This window comes from Enterobacter cloacae subsp. cloacae ATCC 13047 (assembly GCF_000025565.1).
In the GTDB taxonomy this organism is placed as follows: Bacteria; Pseudomonadota; Gammaproteobacteria; order Enterobacterales; family Enterobacteriaceae; genus Enterobacter; species Enterobacter cloacae.
Map to the genome: position 1 here is coordinate 5,053,348 of NC_014121.1, position 22,489 is coordinate 5,075,836.

Genomic DNA, 22,489 nt, shown 5'->3' on the forward strand with positions numbered 1-22,489 from the left:
ATCATCATTGTTGAGCCATAACCGGGTCCGCCTGCTTCGCCTCATCCCGCTCAGGACGACGAGGAATGAACGACACGACCCAGGAAACCAGCGAAGTAAGTGACCGGAAAATTATTTTCACCGACGACGGGGCAAATTCTGCAAGGTGACGATAGCCACGGAACCCCAGCTTCAGAATATCCAGCAGGCTTTCCAGAGGTTTATCTTCCGGGAAGCTGTCCTGCCAGAGAGCCCACGTATCCGCGCGGGCAAACGTACACTGCACAAAATCAATATGTTGCTTCCTGGTCAGCGGCATCAGCTGCAGACCCACTTCATTGCCTGCCACACGCACAACCTGTGTCGGGAAGACATACTCCTGCTGGCCACGCTTAAGCAACAGGTTAACCTTCTGCCCTTCCAGCACCTTCGCCTGACCGTTGATTTTGATACCCAGACCACCGTCGGAGAAGTCATGAACGGTACAGGAGAAGAGATGACCATCTTCACGGGCTAACGCCGCAGGCATGCTGATTTCAACACGATGCGCGCGACGTACCTGCTTGCTCTCCACTGATACCGCCACTGCGCCGCCAAGGATAATCAGGTTGTAAAATACCCATGCCATACTGACGAACACCGTCAGGATTTCGTTTTCCGGACCGTAGAAGTAGCGCCAGATACCGGCAATCACCCCCACAATGTTCAGCAGCACCAGGAAGATGTACGGACGGGAGATCACCCAGTCGACATACTCCTCTTCCACCAGGCCACCCTTCGCGGTGACGTTAAACTTGCCTTTATGCGGGTTAATCAGCGCGACCATCGTTGGCGGCGCGATGTACCAGGCCAGCACCGTTTCGTAGATTTCACTCCAGAATGAGTGGCGATACTTGCCCTGAATCTTCGAGTTGGTCAGGCTCGCGTGGATCATGTGCGGCAGAACAAACAGCGCAATCATCAGCGCGGGCGCGTAGATGATATAGGCGTGAAGAAGCAGGAACGCCAGCGGCGCGGTCAGGAAGATCAGCCGCGGAATACCGGATAAGAAGTGGAACATGGCGTTGACATAGCACAGACGTTGCGCCAGCTTGAGGCCTTTACCCAACAGCGGGTTATCAAGACGGAAAATTTGTACCATCCCGCGCGCCCAGCGAATACGCTGGCCGATATGCGCCGACAGGGATTCCGTCGCCAGACCGGCCGCCTGAGGGATACGCATATAGGCCGAGGTATAGCCGCGACGGTGCAGGCGTAGCGAGGTATGGGCATCTTCAGTGACCGTTTCAACCGCGATGCCGCCAATTTCATCCAGCGGTTTACGGCGGATAACCGCACAGGAACCGCAGAAGAAGGTCGCATCCCACATGTCGTTGCCGTCCTGCACCAGGCCATAGAACAGCGTGCCTTCGTTCGGGGTCTTACGGAAACGGCCGAGGTTACGTTCAAACGGATCCGGCGAGAAGAAATGGTGCGGCGTCTGCATCATCGCCAGCGCTTTCTCTTTCAGGAACCAGCCCATCGTCATCTGCAGGAACGAGCGCGTCGGCACGTGGTCGCAGTCAAAGATGGAGACAAACTCCCCTGTCGCATACTTCAGCGCGTTGTTGATGTTCCCGGCTTTGGCATGTTCGTGAGAGGTACGGGCGATATACTCAACGCCCACCTCTTGCGCGAACTCACGGAACGCGGCCCGACCGCCGTCATCCAGGATCCAGATTTTGAGCTTATCTTTGGGCCAGTCGATACCCAGCGCGGCGTAAATGGTATTTTTCACCACGCTCAGATCTTCGTTATAGGTCGGCACAAAGAGATCGACAGTCGGCCACTGCGACGTATCTTTTGGCAGCGGAACCGGCTGGCGGTTGAGCGGCCAGATCACCTGGAAATAGCCCAACACCAGCACGATCCAGGCGTACGTTTCAGCAAACAGCAGCACCAGACCGCATACCAGACTGACCGGGTCATCCCAGTTCAGCGTTGAGGTATAACGCCACCAGATATAGCGGCAGGAGACGGTCAGTGATAACACAATCAACATCAGGGCGGAGAAGCGCCCCGGTATACGCCGCACCAGCAGCGCCACGCCCCACAGCAGGATCAGGAAAGTGAACTGCGCCAGCGGGTTAAAGGGTTGCGTGATACAGACCAGCGCCAGAATGAGCGAGAAGACAACAATCACGCCCAGAATAAAACGCCGTAAACCCGGATGCAGATGCCCGAGTTCTTTATGGTTATCCAGATGGCTGGTCTTATCGCCCACGCGGTCAGGCAGCCTGTCCAGCCACTGATGATAGCGTTCGCGTAAAAGCTGGACCCGGCTGAAGCTGCGCCAGTGCGGCGTCTTTTTCTCCTGCCGCGGCGACGTAACCACCAGCCAGATGGCCTGAATGATGTACCGCGCCGGATCTAACGGCCGTGGACGGTCAGGATTAATGTGCGGATACAATTCACTGTGTCGCGCACGAATGCGCTGCCAGCGGGGGTGCTCGAGGGGGATGAACATCCAGGCCAGAATCATCCAGAAACAGCCGAACGCGGCGCTAAATGCCGAGGCACCATGCCGGCGATAATGCCGGTAATGGTCGCTTAAACGCGAACTGACCGGCGGGATGAGTAACCAGCTGGCGAGTCGACTCATACCGTACCCCTGGCAGGATCCGCCTCTTGGGCGAAGTGCAGCAGACACCAGTTCGCCAGCGTCAGGATCTCTTCTGCCGCCAGCGAATCACTACGATACTCGCCAAGTGGCTGTTTGGAGGCGAGGCATTCCGCCATCCCCTCATCACGATGGATCACAATCGGCAGCAGACGACGCTGGCTTTGCAGCCAGACCTGATACAGATCGTCCTGGATCTGGCTGCCAATGCGTAAATCGTTAATCAGGATATGGCTATTCTGTGGCAACCCCTGCTGATGTAGACGGATATGGCAATTGGCATCGACGTTCACAATGGAGAGCACGTGGTCGCACTGGGCAATCAGCTGTCGGGTCAGCGTGCCGGCACCGTGCGGCAGATCCAGCAGGATCCACTGATAATGGCCTTTTTCTTTGAGGCTCTGCAGCGCGAGTGTGAATTGCGAAAATAAACGCTGATAGGCGGCTTCATTCTCACGCTCTGTCGTGGTCAGTTGACCAAACGGCAGGAGATCGAGCTGGGAGGTGTAACGCAGACCCGCATCACGCCAGTCTTTATCATCAAGCAACGCGCGGGCCCAACCCTCTGTACGGGTAAAGTCGACGTTAAATGACATACGCAGCAAATTGTCGGCGCAGGCGTCAATCACCAGCACCGATTCACCTAAAAGCTGTAATGACCACGCCAGCGCCGCGGTAACGGATGTTGTACCCACTCCACCACGGACGCCCTGTAATCCGAGTATGGCCATCAATGGCTCCCTTATTGTTGTTGGGTAAATTCAGCTAATAACGGCCAACGTTTAATAGCCGCAGCCAACTGTTCCCGCTGGGAAATATCGGTGTAATCTATTTCAGGTAAAGAAAAGGCCTGCGTCAGCGCCAGAAAATCGTTTTGGAATGTGTAACCCAGGGTAGAATCGACTGGGGTTCCGGGTTCGTTATTATCCATTTTTTTCCATCCCTTTGAGTATCGTTTTACTCTCTGAAGTCGCGAGGCTTCCTGCCCTGTGAAATTTCATTTACATGCTAAATCTGATGCTCTTTAATTTCAATGTTAGGTTTATTTCTACGCTTTCGCTAGTAAACTGATATACAGATAAATTAGACGAAAAGAGGGACACCGTGGACTCCATATTTTCTATTGGCATCCAGTCATTATGGGACGAATTGCGCCACATGCCAGTCGGAGGAGTCTGGTGGGTTAATTCGGATCGTAATGAAGATGCTATCAGTCTGGTAAACCAGACAATTGCCGCGCAGGGTAAGGACTGCCGGGTCGCTGTCATTAGTATGGGCGAAGACCCGAAGCAAATTATTACGCTTGAGCGAGACCGCGGTCCACAGACGGTACGCTTGTTTTCCATGCCGTCGGAAGTAGATAGTCTATACTATTTGTCCCGCGACATTCAGTGTTCCATCAATCCAGACCGCTTTTTATTGATTCTTAAATGTTCACATAATGCCCTGCAAAATATCCCGACGGAGAAACTGCTGCAGTGGCTGGAAAAAATCAATAAATGGGCAAAATTTCAAAATTGCACGCTATTGATAATCAATCCCGGCAGTAATAACGACAAGCTGTTCTCACTTTTAATGGCGGAGTATCGCTCGCTATTCGGCCTGGCGAGTCTGCGCGACCAGGCGGGCAGCTATCTCTACGATATTGCATTCTGGTGTAATGAAAAAGGCGTGAGCGCCAGACAGCAACTTACGCTTAAACATATTGACGGCGAGTGGCACCTTGCCCAGCAAGAAGAAACCGTGGTGCAACCGCGCAGCGATGAAAAACGGATCCTGAGCCATATTGCGGTACTGGAGGGGGCGCCCGCGCTGTCTGAAAACTGGTCCCTGTTTGAGTCCAATGAAGCGCTTTTTCATGAAGCCCGCACGACGCAGGCGGCAACCCTTGTTTTCTCGCTGATGCAGAACAACCAGATTGAAATGCTGGCACGACAAATTCATACCTTACGTCGTCAACGCGGCAGCGCGTTAAAAATTGTGGTACGCGAAAACAATACCAGCCTGCGTGCCACGGACGAACGTCTGCTTTTGGGCTGTGGCGCAAACATGGTTATCCCGTGGAATGCCCCTCTGTCACGCTGCCTGACGCTTATCGAAAGTGTCCAGGGGCAGCAGTTCAACCGCCACGTACCGGAAGATATTTCCACGCTGCTTTCCATGACGCAGCCGATGAAACTGCGTGGTTATCAGAAATGGGATACCTTCTGCGATGCCGTTGGCAACATGATGAACAACACGCTGCTTCCTGCAGACGGGAAAGGGGTAATGGTTGCCCTGCGTCCTGTACCGGGGATCCGCGTGGAACAGGCGCTCACCTTATGCCGCCCGAACCGTACCGGGGACATCATGACGATTGGCGACAACCGCCTGGTACTGTTTTTGTCTTTTTGTCGGGTAAACGATCTCGATACCGCGCTGAACCATATCTTCCCGCTGCCTACCGGGGATATTTTCTCAAACCGTATGATTTGGTTCGAAGACAATCTGATCAGCGCTGAGCTGGTGCAGATGCGTGCCCTCGCGCCTGAAAACTGGGTGAAACCGCTACCTGTCACGAGCGATATCAAACCGATCCTCAATGCACGGCATGACGGCCATATCTGGCGTCGGGTTCCGGAACCCCTTCGCTTATTAACTGAGAATGGGGAGAACGCACCATCATGAATATCAGCGATATCATTCAACTGGTTGTATTCTGTGCGCTGATCTTTTTCCCGCTTGGTTATTATGCACGCCATTCACTGCGTCGTATTCGCGATACGGCCAGAATGGCGTTTGGCAAACCTCGCTATGTCAAACCAGCCGGAACACTGACACGGGCAACACACGTCAAGGCAGACCGAAAACATGACTAACTCAACTTATACCGCTTCGTCACCATCGCCTCTGTGGCAATACTGGCGCGGCCTTTCCGGCTGGAACTTCTACTTTCTGGTGAAGTTTGGTCTGCTGTGGGCTGGCTATCTGAACTTCCATCCTCTGCTGAACCTGGTGTTTATGGCCTTCCTGCTGATGCCGCTGCCCAATATCAGGCTGCATCGCTTGCGTCACTGGGTTGCCATCCCGCTGGGTTTTGCGCTGTTCTGGCATGATACCTGGCTGCCGGGGCCGGACAGCATCATGAGTCAGGGTTCGCAGGTCGCCGGGTTTAGCGCCAGCTATATCCTCGACCTGACCGAGCGCTTTATTAACTGGCAGATGATTGGCGCGGTCTTTGTGCTGCTGGTTGCCTGGCTGTTTCTGTCACAGTGGATCCGCGTCACGGTGTTTGTCGTTGCCATTATGATTTGGCTGAACGTTCTGACGCTGGCTGGGCCAAGTTTTTCCCTGTGGCCTGCCGGTCAACCGACCAGCACGGTGACCACCACCGGAGGAAGCGCGGCAGCAACCGTTGCCACGGCTGGCGACACGCCGGTGGTGGGCGATATTCCAGCGCAGACCGCACCGCCGACCTCAACCAACCTGAATGCCTGGCTTTCCAGCTTCTACACCGCGGAAGATAAGCGTCAGACTAAATTCCCGGATGCACTCCCGGCGGATGCTCAGCCGTTTGAACTGCTGGTAATTAACATCTGCTCCCTCTCCTGGGCTGACGTTGATGCGGCTGGTTTAATGTCGCACCCGCTGTGGTCGCATTTCGATATCCAGTTTAAAGACTTTAACTCTGCCACCTCGTACAGCGGCCCGGCGGCCATCCGCCTGCTGCGAGCAAGCTGCGGCCAGCCATCGCACAAGAATTTGTATCAGCCCGCTGGCAACCAGTGTTATCTGTTCGATAACCTGGCGAAACTGGGCTTTACGCAGCACCTGATGCTGGGGCATAACGGTCAGTTCGGTAACTTCCTGAAAGAGGTACGTGAAGAAGGGGGTATGCAGGCACCGCTGATGGATCAAACCGGGCTGCCGGTCACGCTGCTGGGCTTCGACGGCTCGCCAGTCTATGACGATACCGCCGTGCTACAGCGCTGGCTGCAGACCATTGAAAAAGACAGCAATCCGCGCAGCGCCACGTTCTATAACACCCTGCCCCTTCACGACGGTAACCACTTCCCGGGCGTGAGCAAAACGGCGGATTACAAAGTGCGTGCGCAGAAGTTCTTTGATGAGCTGGATGCGTTCTTCACTGAGCTGGAAAAATCTGGCCGTAAAGTGATGGTGGTTGTCGTTCCGGAGCACGGTGGGGCGCTGAAAGGCGACAGAATGCAGGTTTCCGGCCTGCGCGATATCCCCAGCCCGTCCATTACCAACGTGCCTGCCGGGATTAAATTCTTTGGTATGAAGGCACCGCATCAGGGCGCGCCGATTGAGATCACTCAGCCAGTCAGCTATCTGGCCATCTCTGAGCTCGTGGCCCGCGCGGTCGATGGTAAGCTGTTTGTGGAAGATAGCGTGAACTGGGATCAGCTCACCAGCAATCTGCCGCAAACCGCGGAAGTGTCAGAGAATGCGAATGCGGTTGTCATTCAGTACCAGAACAAACCGTACGTTCGCCTGAACGGCGGAGACTGGGTACCTTATCCGCAGTAAGTTCTCCAGACCCTCTTCCCCTCGGGGAGAGGGAATGATTGTTCCGCGAGCCAGACGAGCATTTTCAGGCTCGCGGAATATCCTGTAGGGCGCATACTCATTTATTCAGCGCTGCGCAGGGAGATCTCACCGCCCACCCAGGGCTTGATGACGCCATCCTGCTCCAGGAGCAGGGCACCCTGTGCATCAATGCCGCGAGAGATACCGTAGATCTCCTTATCACCAATCAGCAGTTTCACCGGTCGGTTGATAAAGTTATCGAGTTTTTCCCAACGAGACAGGAACGATGCCAGCCCTTCCTGTTCAAAGAGAGACAGGGAGGTACGCAGCTCTTTAATCATACGCACGGCAAGCGTGTTGCGATCGATGGTGATCCCCGCTTCCTGCAGGTTGGTCCACGCCTGATTCACCACATCGCTTTGCACATTTCTCATTACCATATTGAGACCGGCACCAATGACAATTTGCGCCGCATCGCCAGTTTTTCCCGTCAGTTCGACCAGGATGCCGGCAAGCTTACGATCGTTCAGGTAAAGGTCGTTTGGCCATTTTACCCGTACTTTATCCGCGCCAAGCTCGTGCAGAACTTCCGCCATAACGATACCAATCACCAGACTCAGACCCACTGCGGCGGCAGGCCCCTGCTCAAGGCGCCAGTACATGGAAAGATAGAGGTTTGCGCCAAACGGTGAGAACCATTTACGCCCGCGACGGCCGCGCCCGGCCTGCTGGTACTCTGCAACGCAGGCATCCCCTGATTCCAGCTCGCCTATCCGCTCCAGCAGGTACTGGTTTGTCGAATCGATGACCGGCAATACGGCCACGTTACCCTGCCCTATCTGGCTGCGGATGAGTTCTTCGTTCAGGAGCTGAATGGGCTCCGGCAGGCTGTAGCCTTTTCCGGGCACGGTGAAGACATCAACCCCCCAGTCGCGGAGGGTCTGAATATGTTTATTAATGGCAGCACGGCTCATGCCCAGCTGCTCGCCTAATTGCTCGCCAGAATGAAACTCACCGTCGGCCAGGATGCCAATCAGGGTTAACGGGATGGTATTGTCCTTCACGCGATAGTCTCCACAGCATTCACTTCACCCGTACGACCAATGAAGCGGACTTCCGGCTCCAGCCAGACGTTAAATTTCTCACCCACTTGCTGACGCACATGGTGCGCCAGTTGCACCACGTCGTCGCTGGTCGCATCGTGTTGATTAATCAGCACCAGAGCCTGCTGGCGGTGAACCGCTGCGCCGCCCACGGTAGTACCTTTTAACTGGCACTGATCGATAAGCCACCCTGCGGCCAGCTTCACGCTGCCATCCGCCTGCGGGTAATGCGGGGCAGTAGGCCATTTAGCCAGCAATGCTTTCGCGTTTTCGCTGCTTATGACCGGGTTTTTGAAGAAACTGCCGGCATTTCCGTTTATTTTGGGATCGGGCAGTTTGGTCATGCGCATATGGCAAACCGAGTCAAACACATCGCGAGGGGAGACGGTTGCCGGATCGAGGCGCGTTAAATCACCATAGGTCAGCACCGGCTGCCAGGTTTTGGACAGACGCAGGCCCACAGCGACAATGACGTAGCGATCCTGATATTCATGTTTGAAGATGCTGTCACGGTAGCCAAAACGGCACTGCTCTGCCGTTAAACGCTGAGCCGTACCGGTCGCCAGCTCAATGCAGTCGACATAGTCGCACACGTGTTTGAGTTCGATGCCATACGCACCGATATTTTGAATGGGCGATGATCCCGCACAGCCCGGGATGAGAGCCAGGTTTTCCAGTCCCGGCATCCCTTTTTCGAGGGTATATTGCACCAGTTGATGCCAGTTTTCGCCGGCACCTACGCGCAAACGCCAGCTATCGGCGCACTCTTCGACCTCAATTCCCATGATGCGGTTAATAATGACCGTCCCGGCAAAATCATCGAGAAACAGGACATTGCTGCCTTCGCCCAGAATCAGTACGGGTTCGTTGTTTTCTGTTGCGCGTTGCCATGCATCCAGCAGTTGCTGGGCCGTATCGGCGCGTACAATGTGATTAGCATTCCGTTGAATACCAAAGGTATTCCAGGGCTTAAGGGAGTGGTTCATAGGCGCTATCCTGATGCAAAAACGCAGGTAGTTTACCGTATAAGCAGTACGTTGTGGGGGATTAGTTTGTGCAACGCAGAAACGCAAAAAGGCCATCCTTTCGGATGGCCTCTTCACTTATTTGATGCCTGGCAGTTCCCTACTCTCACATGGGGAGACCCCACACTACCATCGGCGCTACGGCGTTTCACTTCTGAGTTCGGCATGGGGTCAGGTGGGACCGCCGCGCTAAAGCCGCCAGGCAAATTCTGTTAATCTGTATCAGGCTGAAAATCTGTCTCTTCGCCAAAACATCTTCGGCGTTGTAAGGTTAAGCCTCACGGTTCATTAGTATCGGTTAGCTCAACGCATCGCTGCGCTTACACACCCGACCTATCAACGTCGTCGTCTTCAACGTTCCTTCAGGAGACTTTAAGTCTCAGGGAGAACTCATCTCGGGGCAAGTTTCGTGCTTAGATGCTTTCAGCACTTATCTCTTCCGCATTTAGCTACCGGGCAGTGCCATTGGCATGACAACCCGAACACCAGTGATGCGTCCACTCCGGTCCTCTCGTACTAGGAGCAGCCCCCCTCAATTCTCCAGCGCCCACGGCAGATAGGGACCGAACTGTCTCACGACGTTCTAAACCCAGCTCGCGTACCACTTTAAATGGCGAACAGCCATACCCTTGGGACCTACTTCAGCCCCAGGATGTGATGAGCCGACATCGAGGTGCCAAACACCGCCGTCGATATGAACTCTTGGGCGGTATCAGCCTGTTATCCCCGGAGTACCTTTTATCCGTTGAGCGATGGCCCTTCCATTCAGAACCACCGGATCACTATGACCTGCTTTCGCACCTGCTCGAGCCGTCACTCTCGCAGTCAAGCTAGCTTATGCCATTGCACTAACCTCCTGATGTCCGACCAGGATTAGCTAACCTTCGTGCTCCTCCGTTACTCTTTGGGAGGAGACCGCCCCAGTCAAACTACCCACCAGACACTGTCCGCAACCCGGATTACGGGTCTACGTTAGAACACCAGCCATTAAAGGGTGGTATTTCAAGGATGGCTCCACGCAGACTGGCGTCCACGCTTCAAAGCCTCCCACCTATCCTACACATCAAGGACCAGTGTTCAGTGTCAAGCTATAGTAAAGGTTCACGGGGTCTTTCCGTCTTGCCGCGGGTACACTGCATCTTCACAGCGAGTTCAATTTCACTGAGTCTCGGGTGGAGACAGCCTGGCCATCATTACGCCATTCGTGCAGGTCGGAACTTACCCGACAAGGAATTTCGCTACCTTAGGACCGTTATAGTTACGGCCGCCGTTTACCGGGGCTTCGATCAAGAGCTTCGCGTTACCGCTAACCCCATCAATTAACCTTCCGGCACCGGGCAGGCGTCACACCGTATACGTCCACTTTCGTGTTTGCACAGTGCTGTGTTTTTAATAAACAGTTGCAGCCAGCTGGTATCTTCGACTGATTTCAGCTCCACCCGCAGGGGCTTCACCTACATATCAGCGTGCCTTCTCCCGAAGTTACGGCACCATTTTGCCTAGTTCCTTCACCCGAGTTCTCTCAAGCGCCTTGGTATTCTCTACCTGACCACCTGTGTCGGTTTGGGGTACGATTTCGTGTTACCTGATGCTTAGAGGCTTTTCCTGGAAGCAGGGCATTTGTTACTTCAGCACCGTAGTGCCTCGTCATCACACCTCAGCGTTAAAAGGTACCGGATTTACCTGGAACCTCCGCCTACATGCTTAAACCGGGACAACCGTCGCCCGGCTAACATAGCCTTCTCCGTCCCCCCTTCGCAGTAACACCAAGTACAGGAATATTAACCTGTTTCCCATCGACTACGCCTTTCGGCCTCGCCTTAGGGGTCGACTCACCCTGCCCCGATTAACGTTGGACAGGAACCCTTGGTCTTCCGGCGAGCGGGCTTTTCACCCGCTTTATCGTTACTTATGTCAGCATTCGCACTTCTGATACCTCCAGCAACCCTCACAGGCCACCTTCAACGGCTTACAGAACGCTCCCCTACCCAACAACGCATAAGCGTCGCTGCCGCAGCTTCGGTGCATGGTTTAGCCCCGTTACATCTTCCGCGCAGGCCGACTCGACCAGTGAGCTATTACGCTTTCTTTAAATGATGGCTGCTTCTAAGCCAACATCCTGGCTGTCTGGGCCTTCCCACATCGTTTCCCACTTAACCATGACTTTGGGACCTTAGCTGGCGGTCTGGGTTGTTTCCCTCTTCACGACGGACGTTAGCACCCGCCGTGTGTCTCCCGTGATAACATTCTTCGGTATTCGTAGTTTGCATCGGGTTGGTAAGCCGGGATGGCCCCCTAGCCGAAACAGTGCTCTACCCCCGAAGATGAGTTCACGAGGCGCTACCTAAATAGCTTTCGGGGAGAACCAGCTATCTCCCGGTTTGATTGGCCTTTCACCCCCAGCCACAGGTCATCCGCTAATTTTTCAACATTAGTCGGTTCGGTCCTCCAGTTAGTGTTACCCAACCTTCAACCTGCCCATGGCTAGATCACCGGGTTTCGGGTCTATACCCTGCAACTTAACGCCCAGTTAAGACTCGGTTTCCCTTCGGCTCCCCTATACGGTTAACCTTGCTACAGAATATAAGTCGCTGACCCATTATACAAAAGGTACGCAGTCACACCACGAAGGTGCTCCCACTGCTTGTACGTACACGGTTTCAGGTTCTTTTTCACTCCCCTCGCCGGGGTTCTTTTCGCCTTTCCCTCACGGTACTGGTTCACTATCGGTCAGTCAGGAGTATTTAGCCTTGGAGGATGGTCCCCCCATATTCAGACAGGATACCACGTGTCCCGCCCTACTCTTCGAGTTCACAGCCTGTGTGTTTTCGTGTACGGGACTTTCACCCTGTACCGTGCGACTTTCCAGACGCTTCCACTAACACACAAGCTGATTCAGACTCTGGGCTGCTCCCCGTTCGCTCGCCGCTACTGGGGGAATCTCGGTTGATTTCTTTTCCTCGGGGTACTTAGATGTTTCAGTTCCCCCGGTTCGCCTCGTTAACCTATGTATTCAGTTAACGATAGTGCAACGGATTGCACTGGGTTTCCCCATTCGGACATCGCCGGGTCAAGGGTTCATATCACCTCGCCGGCGCTTTTCGCAGATTAGCACGTCCTTCATCGCCTCTGACTGCCAGGGCATCCACCGTGTACGCTTAGTCGCTTAACCTCACAACCCGAAGATGTTTCACTTCATGATTGCGAAAATTTGAGAGACTCGAACACACCATTAAAGATGTGTCGTTTCAATTTTCAGCTTGATCCAGATTTTTAAAGAGCAAAACTTCGCAGTGCACCTTTTCAGGTTCACTCTGAAGTTTTCTTGTGTTCGCAATAAAAGATGGTGGAGCTATGCGGGATCGAACCGCAGACCTCCTGCGTGCAAAGCAGGCGCTCTCCCAGCTGAGCTATAGCCCCATCGTTTGCAACCTCTTCAAATTTGCTGTGCAAATTTGGTAGGCCTGAGTGGACTTGAACCACCGACCTCACCCTTATCAGGGGTGCGCTCTAACCACCTGAGCTACAAGCCTGTAGAGGTTTTTACTGCTGTTTTTCATCAGACAATCTGTGTGAGCACTACAAAGGCAGGTTCTTTAAGGTAAGGAGGTGATCCAACCGCAGGTTCCCCTACGGTTACCTTGTTACGACTTCACCCCAGTCATGAATCACAAAGTGGTAAGCGCCCTCCCGAAGGTTAAGCTACCTACTTCTTTTGCAACCCACTCCCATGGTGTGACGGGCGGTGTGTACAAGGCCCGGGAACGTATTCACCGTAGCATTCTGATCTACGATTACTAGCGATTCCGACTTCATGGAGTCGAGTTGCAGACTCCAATCCGGACTACGACGCACTTTATGAGGTCCGCTTGCTCTCGCGAGGTCGCTTCTCTTTGTATGCGCCATTGTAGCACGTGTGTAGCCCTGGTCGTAAGGGCCATGATGACTTGACGTCATCCCCACCTTCCTCCAGTTTATCACTGGCAGTCTCCTTTGAGTTCCCGGCCGGACCGCTGGCAACAAAGGATAAGGGGTGCGCTCGTTGCGGGACTTAACCCAACATTTCACAACACGAGCTGACGACAGCCATGCAGCACCTGTCTCACAGTTCCCGAAGGCACCAATCCATCTCTGGAAAGTTCTGTGGATGTCAAGACCAGGTAAGGTTCTTCGCGTTGCATCGAATTAAACCACATGCTCCACCGCTTGTGCGGGCCCCCGTCAATTCATTTGAGTTTTAACCTTGCGGCCGTACTCCCCAGGCGGTCGATTTAACGCGTTAGCTCCGGAAGCCACGCCTCAAGGGCACAACCTCCAAATCGACATCGTTTACGGCGTGGACTACCAGGGTATCTAATCCTGTTTGCTCCCCACGCTTTCGCACCTGAGCGTCAGTCTTTGTCCAGGGGGCCGCCTTCGCCACCGGTATTCCTCCAGATCTCTACGCATTTCACCGCTACACCTGGAATTCTACCCCCCTCTACAAGACTCCAGCCTGCCAGTTTCGAATGCAGTTCCCAGGTTGAGCCCGGGGATTTCACATCCGACTTGACAGACCGCCTGCGTGCGCTTTACGCCCAGTAATTCCGATTAACGCTTGCACCCTCCGTATTACCGCGGCTGCTGGCACGGAGTTAGCCGGTGCTTCTTCTGCGGGTAACGTCAATTGCTGCGGTTATTAACCACAACACCTTCCTCCCCGCTGAAAGTACTTTACAACCCGAAGGCCTTCTTCATACACGCGGCATGGCTGCATCAGGCTTGCGCCCATTGTGCAATATTCCCCACTGCTGCCTCCCGTAGGAGTCTGGACCGTGTCTCAGTTCCAGTGTGGCTGGTCATCCTCTCAGACCAGCTAGGGATCGTCGCCTAGGTGAGCCGTTACCCCACCTACTAGCTAATCCCATCTGGGCACATCTGATGGCAAGAGGCCCGAAGGTCCCCCTCTTTGGTCTTGCGACATTATGCGGTATTAGCTACCGTTTCCAGTAGTTATCCCCCTCCATCAGGCAGTTTCCCAGACATTACTCACCCGTCCGCCACTCGTCACCCGAGAGCAAGCTCTCTGTGCTACCGTTCGACTTGCATGTGTTAGGCCTGCCGCCAGCGTTCAATCTGAGCCATGATCAAACTCTTCAATTTAAAAGTTTGATGCTCAATGAATTAAACTTCGTAATGAATTACGTGTTCACTCGTTGAGACTTGGTATTCATTTTTCGTCTTGCGACGTTAAGAATCCATGTCACTTTGAGTGCCCACACAGATTGTCTGATAAATTGTTAAAGAGCAGTGCCGCTTCGTTTTCGCTGCGGCGCGGGGTGTGCATATTACGCCTTCCCGCTTCAGAGTCAAGTGTTTAATTTGCTTTTCTCTGCTGACCCGGCGGCGTGTGTGCCGTTGTTCCGTGTCAGTGGAGGCGCATTATAGGGAGTTATTCTGAAGTGACAAGCACAAAATACAAAAAACTTTTCGTTCGCTCACTTTTCAAACTCCACGCTTAAATACGCCGCGATTCGGGTGATAAATGCGCGATTTCCCGGGCAAAACTGCTCACCTGCGTCCAGTCGGTATAAACCACTTCTTTACGCGTATCGGTTTCACCGCCGGTCATTTTCATAATCAGCCGAATCATAAAGCGGTCATACCAGCGATAGCGGGGATAACGCAGCGCCCCTGCAAAGACGGCACACAGGTCTGGCTGCCACGGCGAATTCAGCAAAAACTTGCGCGTGTAGCTGTTGGTCTGCGGTGTACGTTTTTCAGGTTTGCGGGCCACCAGATTGACCGAGTAGAACGCCCCGGGCAGCTTATTGAGCGCTGCCGTATGCTTTTTCACAAAGCGATCCAGCGCAGGATGGAAATGCCCGTAACGGATAGACGCCCCAATCACCACGCGGTCGTAATCCTGCCAGGCGATTTGCTCCGTACGGTTCAGGTTCACCACATCAGAGTAAATGCCCAGCTCTTGTAGTTCAGAAGCCAGATAAGAGGCAATCTCACGCGTTTGCCCGTCTCGCGTAGAGAATAGAATAAGTGTTTTCACCGACGACTCCTTACTCGCGCCAGAATGTTGGGGTGAACAGCACCAGCAGCGTAAAGACCTCAAGACGCCCAAACAGCATATTGGCGATTAGGATCCATTTCGCGACCGGGTTCATACTGGCAAAGTTATCCGCCACGACCCCCAGGCCAGGCCCGAGGTTATTAAGTGTTGCCACAACGGACGCAAAGGCAGAGAAATCATCCACCCCCGTCGCGATGATTGCCAGCATACTGACGATAAAGACCAGGGCATACGCCGAGAAGAATCCCCACACCGCTTCGAGAATACGTTCCGGCAGGGCACGGTTGCCCAGCTTGATGCTATAGACTGCATTCGGGTGAACCAGGCGTTTTAATTCACGGTTCCCCTGCTTGAAGAGCAGCAGAATACGAATCACCTTCAGGCCACCGCCCGTCGACCCTGCGCAACCACCAATAAATGCCGAGCACAGCAGCAGCACAGGCAGGAACAGCGGCCAGCGCGCAATGCTGTCCGTGGTAAAACCTGCGGTTGTCGCCATCGACACCACCTGGAAGAACGCCTGGTTTAGCGTGGTCAACGCCGAGTTATAGACATCATGGAACCAGAGCACCAGCGTACAGATGACCACCAGCGTGAGCTGGACGCCAATAAACATACGGAACTCCGGGTCGCGCCAGTACACCTTCAGGCTACGTCCGCTGAGTAATGAGAAGTGTAGACCGTAGTTACAGCCGGAGATCAGCAGGAAAATAGCAATAATGGTGTTGATCGTTGGACTATCAAAGTAGCCCACGCTGGCATCGTGGGTAGAGAACCCGCCGATGGCGATTGTCGCGAAGCTGTGCCCGATGGCATCGAACGCGGGCATACCGGCAAACCACAGCGCCAGCGCACAGGCAACGGTCAGTAAAACATAAATCAGCCACAGGGTCTTCGCCGTCTCGGCAATACGCGGGCGCATCTTGTTATCTTTCAGTGGCCCCGGCATTTCTGCCCTGTACAACTGCATGCCCCCGACGCCCAGGATAGGAAGGATGGCAACCGCCAGAACAATGATCCCCATACCACCGAACCATTGCAGCATCTGGCGATAAAAGAGAATGGCGTGGGGTAATGAATCCAGCCCAACCAGCGTAGTCGCGCCGGTAGTCGTTAAGCCGGAGAAGGATTCAAAAAAGGCATCCGTGATGCTCAGATTGGGCTGTTCAGAGAAGATAAAGGGCAGCGAACCGACGCTTCCCAGCACCGTCCAGAACAGCACCACAATCAGAAACCCTTCACGTGATTTCAGCTCACCTTTCTGACGACGGTTTGGCCACCACAGCAGCGAGCCAATCGCCAGCGCAACAAAGAAGGTCTGGGTAAATGCCCGCCCCGCGCCGTCCCGGTAGATAAGCGCCACCAGTCCTGGGAGAATCATTGTCCCGGAAAAAAGTATGACCAGCAGTCCAACGATTCGGGTTATGGCACGAAAATGCATCTCTGCCGCTTCCTTTGGTATTCAAAAAGTGAGGTGGGGATTATTCTTCAATCGGCAGCAATTGCAACGAACCGCGACTAAAATCCGCCAGTTTTGCCGAAAAAGCAGCCTGTTCAGCCTGAGGAAGCGCCACGCGCAATTGCACCATTGCCTGGTAATCACTGTGTGCAATCACACCGTTAAACTGTTTAAGCAGCGCTTCGACACCCGATAGCTGGGCGTAGTCGCACAACAAAGTATATTCGGTGAGTGGCGTTTTGCGGGTGGTGACCAACATATTAAGCGCCTGCTGTACGCCCCCGCCATACGCTTTCACCAGCCCACCGGTACCTAATAGAATGCCGCCGTAGTAGCGAACAACCACGGCGGTGATTTCACCCACGCCACTGCCCATGAGCTGGGAAAGCATAGGTTTGCCGGCAGTACCCGCCGGTTCACCGTCATCAGAAAAACCCAGCTGCTGCGAATCGTCTGGCGGCCCGGCGACCCACGCCACGCAGTGGTGACGGGCGTCGGGATGCGCAGCGCGGACAGACTCAACAAACGCCTTTGCCGCCTCTACGCCATCGGTGTGTGCCAGCAGCGTAATAAAGCGGCTTTTCTTGATTTCTTCAACAAAGGTGACCGGCTCAGCCGGTATCAGCCAGCTTTCCATCAGGCCAGCTTCAGGTCTCGCGTCATATTCTCGATACCGTTCTCATGAATCACGACGTTATCTTCGATACGAATACCGCCAAACGGTTTCAGCGCGTCAATTTTTTCCCAGTTGAAGTGCTTGCTGAACTGACCTTCGCGCCATGGCGCTAACAGCGATTCGATAAAGTAGATCCCCGGCTCGATGGTCAGCACCATGCGCGGCTCAAGGATACGCGTGCAGCGCAGGTAAGGATATTTAGACGGCGCGGCGAGGTGCGTGCCGGTATCATCCTGCATAAAGCCCGCAACATCATGAACCTGCAGACCCAGCGGGTGGCCTATACCGTGCGGCATAAAGGGTCCGGTCAGATCGTTTTCGACCATCGCCTCTTCGCTCATGTCTTTCACGATCTGGTGTTTACGCAGCAGTTTAGCGATGCGCTGATGGAACTGGATATGGTAATCCACATAGCTGGTTCCGGCTTTCATGGTGCTGATAAGCGCCAGTTGCTCATCGTTAACGTCTTTAATCAGATGCGCAAAATCGGTATCCGCATTGGCCGCCCAGGTACGGGTCAAGTCAGCCGCGTAGCCGTTGTACTCTGCGCCTGCGTCCAGCAGGAAGCTGCGCATCTCAGACGGCACATGGTGATCCAGTTTGGTGTAATGCAGCACAGAGGCATGCTCATTCAGAGCGACGATGTTGCTGTAAGGCACATCGGTGTCACGGTGACCGGTCGCGGTGAGGTACGCCTGATTGATATCGAACTCGCTCATACCGGACTGGAAGGCTTCATGCGCTGCACGGTGACCATTCACCGCCGTTTTTTGCGCTTCACGCATGCAGTAAAGTTCGTAGTCGGTTTTATACGCGCGGTAATAGTGCAGGAAATCCAGCACTCCTTTCGGGTTGAGTTTGTCCGCCGGGATATCCAGACCCAGCGCACGCTCCGGGACCGGGCCAATGTAGGCAATATTGCCACGCGCGGCAGGCAACTGGCTGCCAATACCGTCGGCTTTTGGTAAAGCCATGACGTCCACTTCTTCTGTCCAGAAGCTGGTCGGCAGCGGCTCAACGTTGTGCCAGTAATCCACAGGCAGATAGAACCACAGTTTCGGCTTGTTCACGCCATCCACCAGCAACCAGCAATTTGGCACCTGTGTTACCGGCACCCAGGCTTTAAACTGCGGGTTAACCTTAAACGGATACGCATGGTCATCCAGGAAGGTATTCATCAGCTCGCCCGAGTGGATTAACAGCGCATCCAGCTTAAAGCGGGCAAGTACATCACGGGTACGTTCCTGTAGGGTAACGATATGATTTTTATAAAGCGAAGCCAGTGAGTCCATCATTCTTCCTTTCGTTTTTTTGACCTCAAGTCCTCGCATCTTAGCACACCTGTCTCCGGCTGCGTGATTTCCACCGACCGTGATCAATGCAGCAATTTCTTAATGAGTAATTTGCATTTTATTAACATAAATCCCACACTCCGACTCATCTGGTATGACCAGATCCACTTGCTGGATTCAGGAGACTGACATGCTCTACAAAGGCGACACCCTGTACCTCAACTGGCTGGAAGATGGCATTGCCGAACTGGTGTTCGATGCCCCCGGCTCAGTCAACAAGCTCGATACCGCGACGGTGGCCAGTCTTGGCCAGGCGCTGGATGTACTTGAAAAGCAAACTGATTTAAAGGGGCTGCTGCTGCGCTCGAACAAAGCGGCCTTTATTGTTGGTGCCGATATCACCGAATTTCTTTCACTGTTCCTGGTGCCTGAAGAACAGCTGAGCCAGTGGCTGCACTTTGCCAACAGCGTCTTTAATCGTCTGGAAGATCTGCCTGTCCCGACCCTTTCCGCCGTTAACGGCTACGCGCTGGGCGGCGGCTGTGAATGCGTGCTGGCCACCGACTACCGCCTCGCCACGCCGGATCTGCGCATCGGCCTGCCGGAAACCAAACTGGGCATTATGCCGGGCTTTGGCGGCTCCGTACGTATGCCGCGTATGCTGGGTGCCGACAGCGCGCTGGAAATTATTGCCGCAGGTAAAGATGTTGGCGCAGAGCAGGCGCAAAAAATCGGCCTGGTTGATGGCGTCGTGAAGCCAGAAAAACTGATTGAAGGCTCCCTCGCCATTCTGCGTCAGGCCATTAACGGCGATCTCGACTGGAAGGCCAAACGCCAGCCGAAACTGGAGCCGTTAAAGCTCAGCAAGATTGAAGCAGCCATGAGTTTCACCATCGCCAAGGGCATGGTGATGCAGACGGCGGGTAAACACTACCCGGCGCCGATCACTGCGGTGAAAACCATCGAAGCCGCAGCCCGCTTTGGCCGTGACGAAGCCCTGAAACTCGAAAACCAGAGCTTTGTCCCGCTGGCACATACCAATGAAGCCCGCGCGCTGGTGGGTATCTTCCTCAACGATCAGTTCGTAAAAGGCAAAGCAAAACAGCTGACGAAAAACGTTGAGACGCCAAAACATGCGGCGGTACTTGGCGCTGGCATTATGGGCGGTGGCATCGCTTACCAGTCCGCCTGGAAGGGCGTGCCGGTGGTGATGAAAGACATCAGCGAGAAATCCCTGACGCTGGGGATGACCGAAGCGGCCAAGCTGCTTAATAAACAGCTGGAACGCGGCAAAATTGACGGTCTGAAACTCTCAGGCGTGATCTCTACTATCCAGCCCGTACTGGAATACACCGGTTTTGACCGCGTCGATGTGGTGGTTGAGGCCGTGGTAGAGAACCCGAAAGTGAAGAAAGCGGTGCTGGCCGAAACGGAAGAGAAAGTGCGTCCGGAGACCGTACTGGCCTCTAACACCTCGACGATTCCGATTAGCGAGCTGGCAAGCGTCCTGAAGCGCCCGGAAAACTTCTGCGGAATGCATTTCTTCAATCCGGTGCATCGCATGCCATTGGTCGAAGTGATCCGCGGCGAAAAAACCTCTGACGACACCATCGCAAAAGTGGTGGCGTGGGCCAGTAAGATGGGCAAAACCCCGATTGTGGTCAACGACTGCCCGGGCTTCTTCGTCAACCGCGTACTGTTCCCTTACTTCGCTGGTTTCAGCCAGCTGCTGCGCGACGGCGCGGACTTCCGCAAAGTCGACAAAGTGATGGAAAAACAGTTCGGCTGGCCGATGGGGCCGGCGTATCTGCTGGATGTGGTTGGCATTGATACCGCGCATCACGCGCAAGCGGTTATGGCGGCGGGCTTCCCACAGCGCATGCAGAAAGATTATCGCGATGCGATTGACGCCCTGTTTGACGCCAACCGCTTTGGTCAGAAAAACGGTCTGGGCTTCTGGCGCTATAAAGAAGACAGCAAAGGCAAACCGAAGAAAGAAGAAGATCCGGCGGTGGATAGCCTGCTGGCCGGGGTTAGCCAACCAAAACGTGACTTCACGGACGATGAAATCATCGCCCGGATGATGATTCCGATGATCAACGAAGTGGTGCGTTGCCTGGAAGAAGGCATTATCGCCAGTCCGGCAGAAGCCGATATGGCGCTGGTCTATGGCCTGGGCTTCCCTCCGTTCCACGGCGGCGCGTTCCGCTGGCTGGATACGCTCGGCAGCGCCCGCTATCTCGATATGGTGCAGCAGTATCAGCACCTCGGCCCGCTGTATGACGTGCCGGAAGGGCTGCGTAATAAAGCGCGCCATAACGAATCCTATTACCCAGCAGTTGAGCCAGCCCGTCCGGTTGGCGAGCTGAAAACGGCTTAAGGAGTCACAATGGAAAAGGTTGTCATTGTTGATGCGATTCGCACCCCGATGGGCCGTTCAAAAGGCGGCGCATTCCGTAACGTGCGCGCAGAGGATCTCTCAGCGCACCTGATGCGTAGCCTGCTGGCGCGTAATCCGGCGCTGGACCCGGCTGCGCTCGACGATATCTACTGGGGCTGTGTGCAACAGACGCTTGAGCAGGGCTTCAACATCGCCCGCAATGCTTCGCTGCTGGCGGAGATCCCACATTCGGTGCCGGCAGTTACCGTCAACCGTCTGTGCGGCTCCTCAATGCAGGCACTGCATGATGCGGCGCGTATGATCATGACCGGTGACGCGCAGGCCTGCCTGGTCGGCGGCGTGGAGCACATGGGCCATGTGCCAATGAGCCACGGGGTCGATTTCCACCCGGGCATGAGCCGTAACGTGGCGAAAGCCGCAGGAATGATGGGCCTGACCGCTGAAATGCTGTCCCACCTGCACGGAATTAGCCGTGAAATGCAGGATACCTTCGCCGCGCGTTCTCATGCTCGTGCATGGGCCGCCACGCAATCCGGCGCGTTTAAGAATGAGATCATCCCGACCGGCGGCCATGATGCAGATGGCGTTCTGAAGCAGTTCAGCTACGACGAAGTGATCCGCCCGGAAACCACCGTTGAAGCGCTATCCACCCTGCGCCCGGCGTTTGACCCGGTCACCGGTACGGTCACGGCAGGTACCTCGTCGGCGCTGTCTGACGGAGCGGCCGCGATGCTGGTAATGAGCGAAAGCCGCGCCCGCGAGCTGGGGTTAACGCCTCGCGCCCGGGTGCGCTCAATGGCGGTGGTAGGCTGCGATCCTTCTATCATGGGTTACGGCCCGGTTCCGGCCTCGAAGCTGGCGCTGAAGAAAGCGGGATTGACCACCAGTGATATCGACGTGTTCGAGATGAACGAAGCCTTCGCCGCGCAGATCCTGCCGTGCATTAAAGATCTGGGGCTGATGGAGCAGATCGACGAGAAAATTAACCTCAACGGCGGCGCGATCGCCCTCGGTCACCCGCTGGGCTGCTCCGGGGCGCGTATCAGCACAACGCTGATTAACCTGATGGAACGCAAAGACGCGCAGTTTGGTCTGGCAACGATGTGTATTGGGTTGGGTCAGGGTATCGCAACGGTGTTTGAGAGAGTGTAAGGCTATAACGTAGGCCCGATAAGCATCGCGCCATCGGGCTTTTGCCGGGAGGCGCTGCGCTTTCCCGGCCTACGAGAGGTACCTCGCCGCAAGTAACACCATTTGCGAAGAGAGACAGTTTAGTTGCCGTTCTTCCCGCCTGTCAGGGG

The 22,489-nt window shown here is 54.7% G+C and carries 14 protein-coding genes, 2 tRNA genes and 3 rRNA genes; 5 read left to right on the top strand and 14 right to left on the bottom strand.

Annotated features, from left to right (window positions below):
- Positions 1-4: 4 nt before the first annotated feature.
- The 3 genes from bcsA to bcsR are packed head-to-tail and all read right to left on the bottom strand — an operon-like array spanning position 5 to position 3,569.
- The gene (gene bcsA, locus ECL_RS24560; protein ID WP_013099218.1) at positions 5-2,620 is read right to left on the bottom strand and encodes a UDP-forming cellulose synthase catalytic subunit; all 2,616 of its coding nucleotides are present in this window, start codon (positions 2,618-2,620) and stop codon (positions 5-7) included.
- Complete coding sequence (gene bcsQ, locus ECL_RS24565) at positions 2,617-3,369, bottom strand: cellulose biosynthesis protein BcsQ (protein WP_013099219.1); 753 nt, start codon at positions 3,367-3,369, stop codon at positions 2,617-2,619. The genes bcsA and bcsQ overlap by 4 nt, the downstream gene beginning before the upstream one ends.
- An 11-nt stretch (positions 3,370-3,380) precedes the next feature.
- Positions 3,381-3,569 (bottom strand): cellulose biosynthesis protein BcsR, encoded by a 189-nt coding sequence (gene bcsR / locus ECL_RS24570; protein ID WP_013099220.1) that lies wholly within the window; start codon positions 3,567-3,569, stop codon positions 3,381-3,383.
- Between the two features lie 173 nt (positions 3,570-3,742).
- Between bcsR and bcsE the strand changes: the two genes are divergently transcribed.
- From bcsE to bcsG, 3 genes are read left to right on the top strand one after another with little or no spacing between them, the layout of a single operon-like run.
- Positions 3,743-5,305: a cellulose biosynthesis c-di-GMP-binding protein BcsE gene (bcsE, locus tag ECL_RS24575; protein WP_013099221.1), complete on the top strand. Its 1,563-nt coding sequence runs from the start codon at positions 3,743-3,745 to the stop codon at positions 5,303-5,305.
- Positions 5,299-5,496, top strand: coding sequence for a cellulose biosynthesis protein BcsF (bcsF, locus tag ECL_RS24580; protein WP_028027931.1), 198 nt, complete (start codon positions 5,299-5,301; stop codon positions 5,494-5,496). The genes bcsE and bcsF overlap by 7 nt, the downstream gene beginning before the upstream one ends.
- On the top strand, positions 5,489-7,168 hold the full coding sequence (gene bcsG / locus ECL_RS24585) for a cellulose biosynthesis protein BcsG (RefSeq protein WP_013099223.1): 1,680 nt from the start codon (positions 5,489-5,491) through the stop codon (positions 7,166-7,168). Before bcsF ends, bcsG begins: the two co-directional genes overlap by 8 nt.
- A gap of 101 nt (positions 7,169-7,269) precedes the next feature.
- Here bcsG and birA read toward each other — a convergent pair whose 3' ends face one another.
- The 11 genes from birA to pepQ all read right to left on the bottom strand — a co-directional run bounded on the left by birA (position 7,270) and on the right by pepQ (position 18,787).
- Positions 7,270-8,232: a bifunctional biotin--[acetyl-CoA-carboxylase] ligase/biotin operon repressor BirA gene (gene birA, locus ECL_RS24590; RefSeq protein ID WP_013099224.1), complete on the bottom strand. Its 963-nt coding sequence runs from the start codon at positions 8,230-8,232 to the stop codon at positions 7,270-7,272.
- A complete protein-coding gene (murB, locus tag ECL_RS24595; RefSeq protein ID WP_013099225.1) occupies positions 8,229-9,257 on the bottom strand; it encodes a UDP-N-acetylmuramate dehydrogenase in 1,029 nt (342 codons plus the stop codon). Before murB ends, birA begins: the two co-directional genes overlap by 4 nt.
- A gap of 126 nt (positions 9,258-9,383) precedes the next feature.
- Positions 9,384-9,499: ribosomal RNA gene (gene rrf / locus ECL_RS24600) — 5S ribosomal RNA — on the bottom strand.
- Positions 9,500-9,563: 64 nt separating this feature from the next.
- Positions 9,564-12,468, bottom strand: a 23S ribosomal RNA gene (locus ECL_RS24605).
- A gap of 172 nt (positions 12,469-12,640) precedes the next feature.
- Positions 12,641-12,716 (bottom strand) — tRNA-Ala (locus tag ECL_RS24610).
- A 36-nt stretch (positions 12,717-12,752) separates the two neighbouring features.
- A tRNA-Ile gene (locus ECL_RS24615) sits at positions 12,753-12,829 on the bottom strand.
- Positions 12,830-12,898: 69 nt separating this feature from the next.
- Positions 12,899-14,438 (bottom strand): 16S ribosomal RNA (locus ECL_RS24620).
- The 16S, 23S and 5S rRNA genes sit together here with 2 tRNA genes alongside, the layout of an rRNA operon.
- 355 nt (positions 14,439-14,793) lie before the next feature.
- Entirely contained in the window at positions 14,794-15,339 is a 546-nt protein-coding gene (gene hemG / locus ECL_RS24625; protein ID WP_013099226.1) for a menaquinone-dependent protoporphyrinogen IX dehydrogenase, read from the bottom strand.
- 10 nt (positions 15,340-15,349) lie between these two features.
- The gene (trkH, locus tag ECL_RS24630) at positions 15,350-16,801 is read right to left on the bottom strand and encodes a Trk system potassium transporter TrkH (protein ID WP_013099227.1); all 1,452 of its coding nucleotides are present in this window, start codon (positions 16,799-16,801) and stop codon (positions 15,350-15,352) included.
- 40 nt (positions 16,802-16,841) lie between these two features.
- On the bottom strand, positions 16,842-17,456 hold the full coding sequence (locus ECL_RS24635; RefSeq protein ID WP_013099228.1) for an IMPACT family protein: 615 nt from the start codon (positions 17,454-17,456) through the stop codon (positions 16,842-16,844).
- Positions 17,456-18,787, bottom strand: a complete 1,332-nt coding sequence (gene pepQ, locus ECL_RS24640; protein WP_013099229.1) for a Xaa-Pro dipeptidase — start codon at positions 18,785-18,787, stop codon at positions 17,456-17,458. Before pepQ ends, ECL_RS24635 begins: the two co-directional genes overlap by 1 nt.
- A 190-nt stretch (positions 18,788-18,977) precedes the next feature.
- Here pepQ and fadB point away from each other — a divergent pair, with 190 nt between their 5' ends.
- Complete coding sequence (fadB, locus tag ECL_RS24645; RefSeq protein WP_013099230.1) at positions 18,978-21,167, top strand: fatty acid oxidation complex subunit alpha FadB; 2,190 nt, start codon at positions 18,978-18,980, stop codon at positions 21,165-21,167.
- A 9-nt stretch (positions 21,168-21,176) separates the two neighbouring features.
- Positions 21,177-22,340, top strand: coding sequence for an acetyl-CoA C-acyltransferase FadA (gene fadA, locus ECL_RS24650; protein ID WP_013099231.1), 1,164 nt, complete (start codon positions 21,177-21,179; stop codon positions 22,338-22,340).
- The last annotated feature ends 149 nt before the right edge of the window (positions 22,341-22,489 follow it).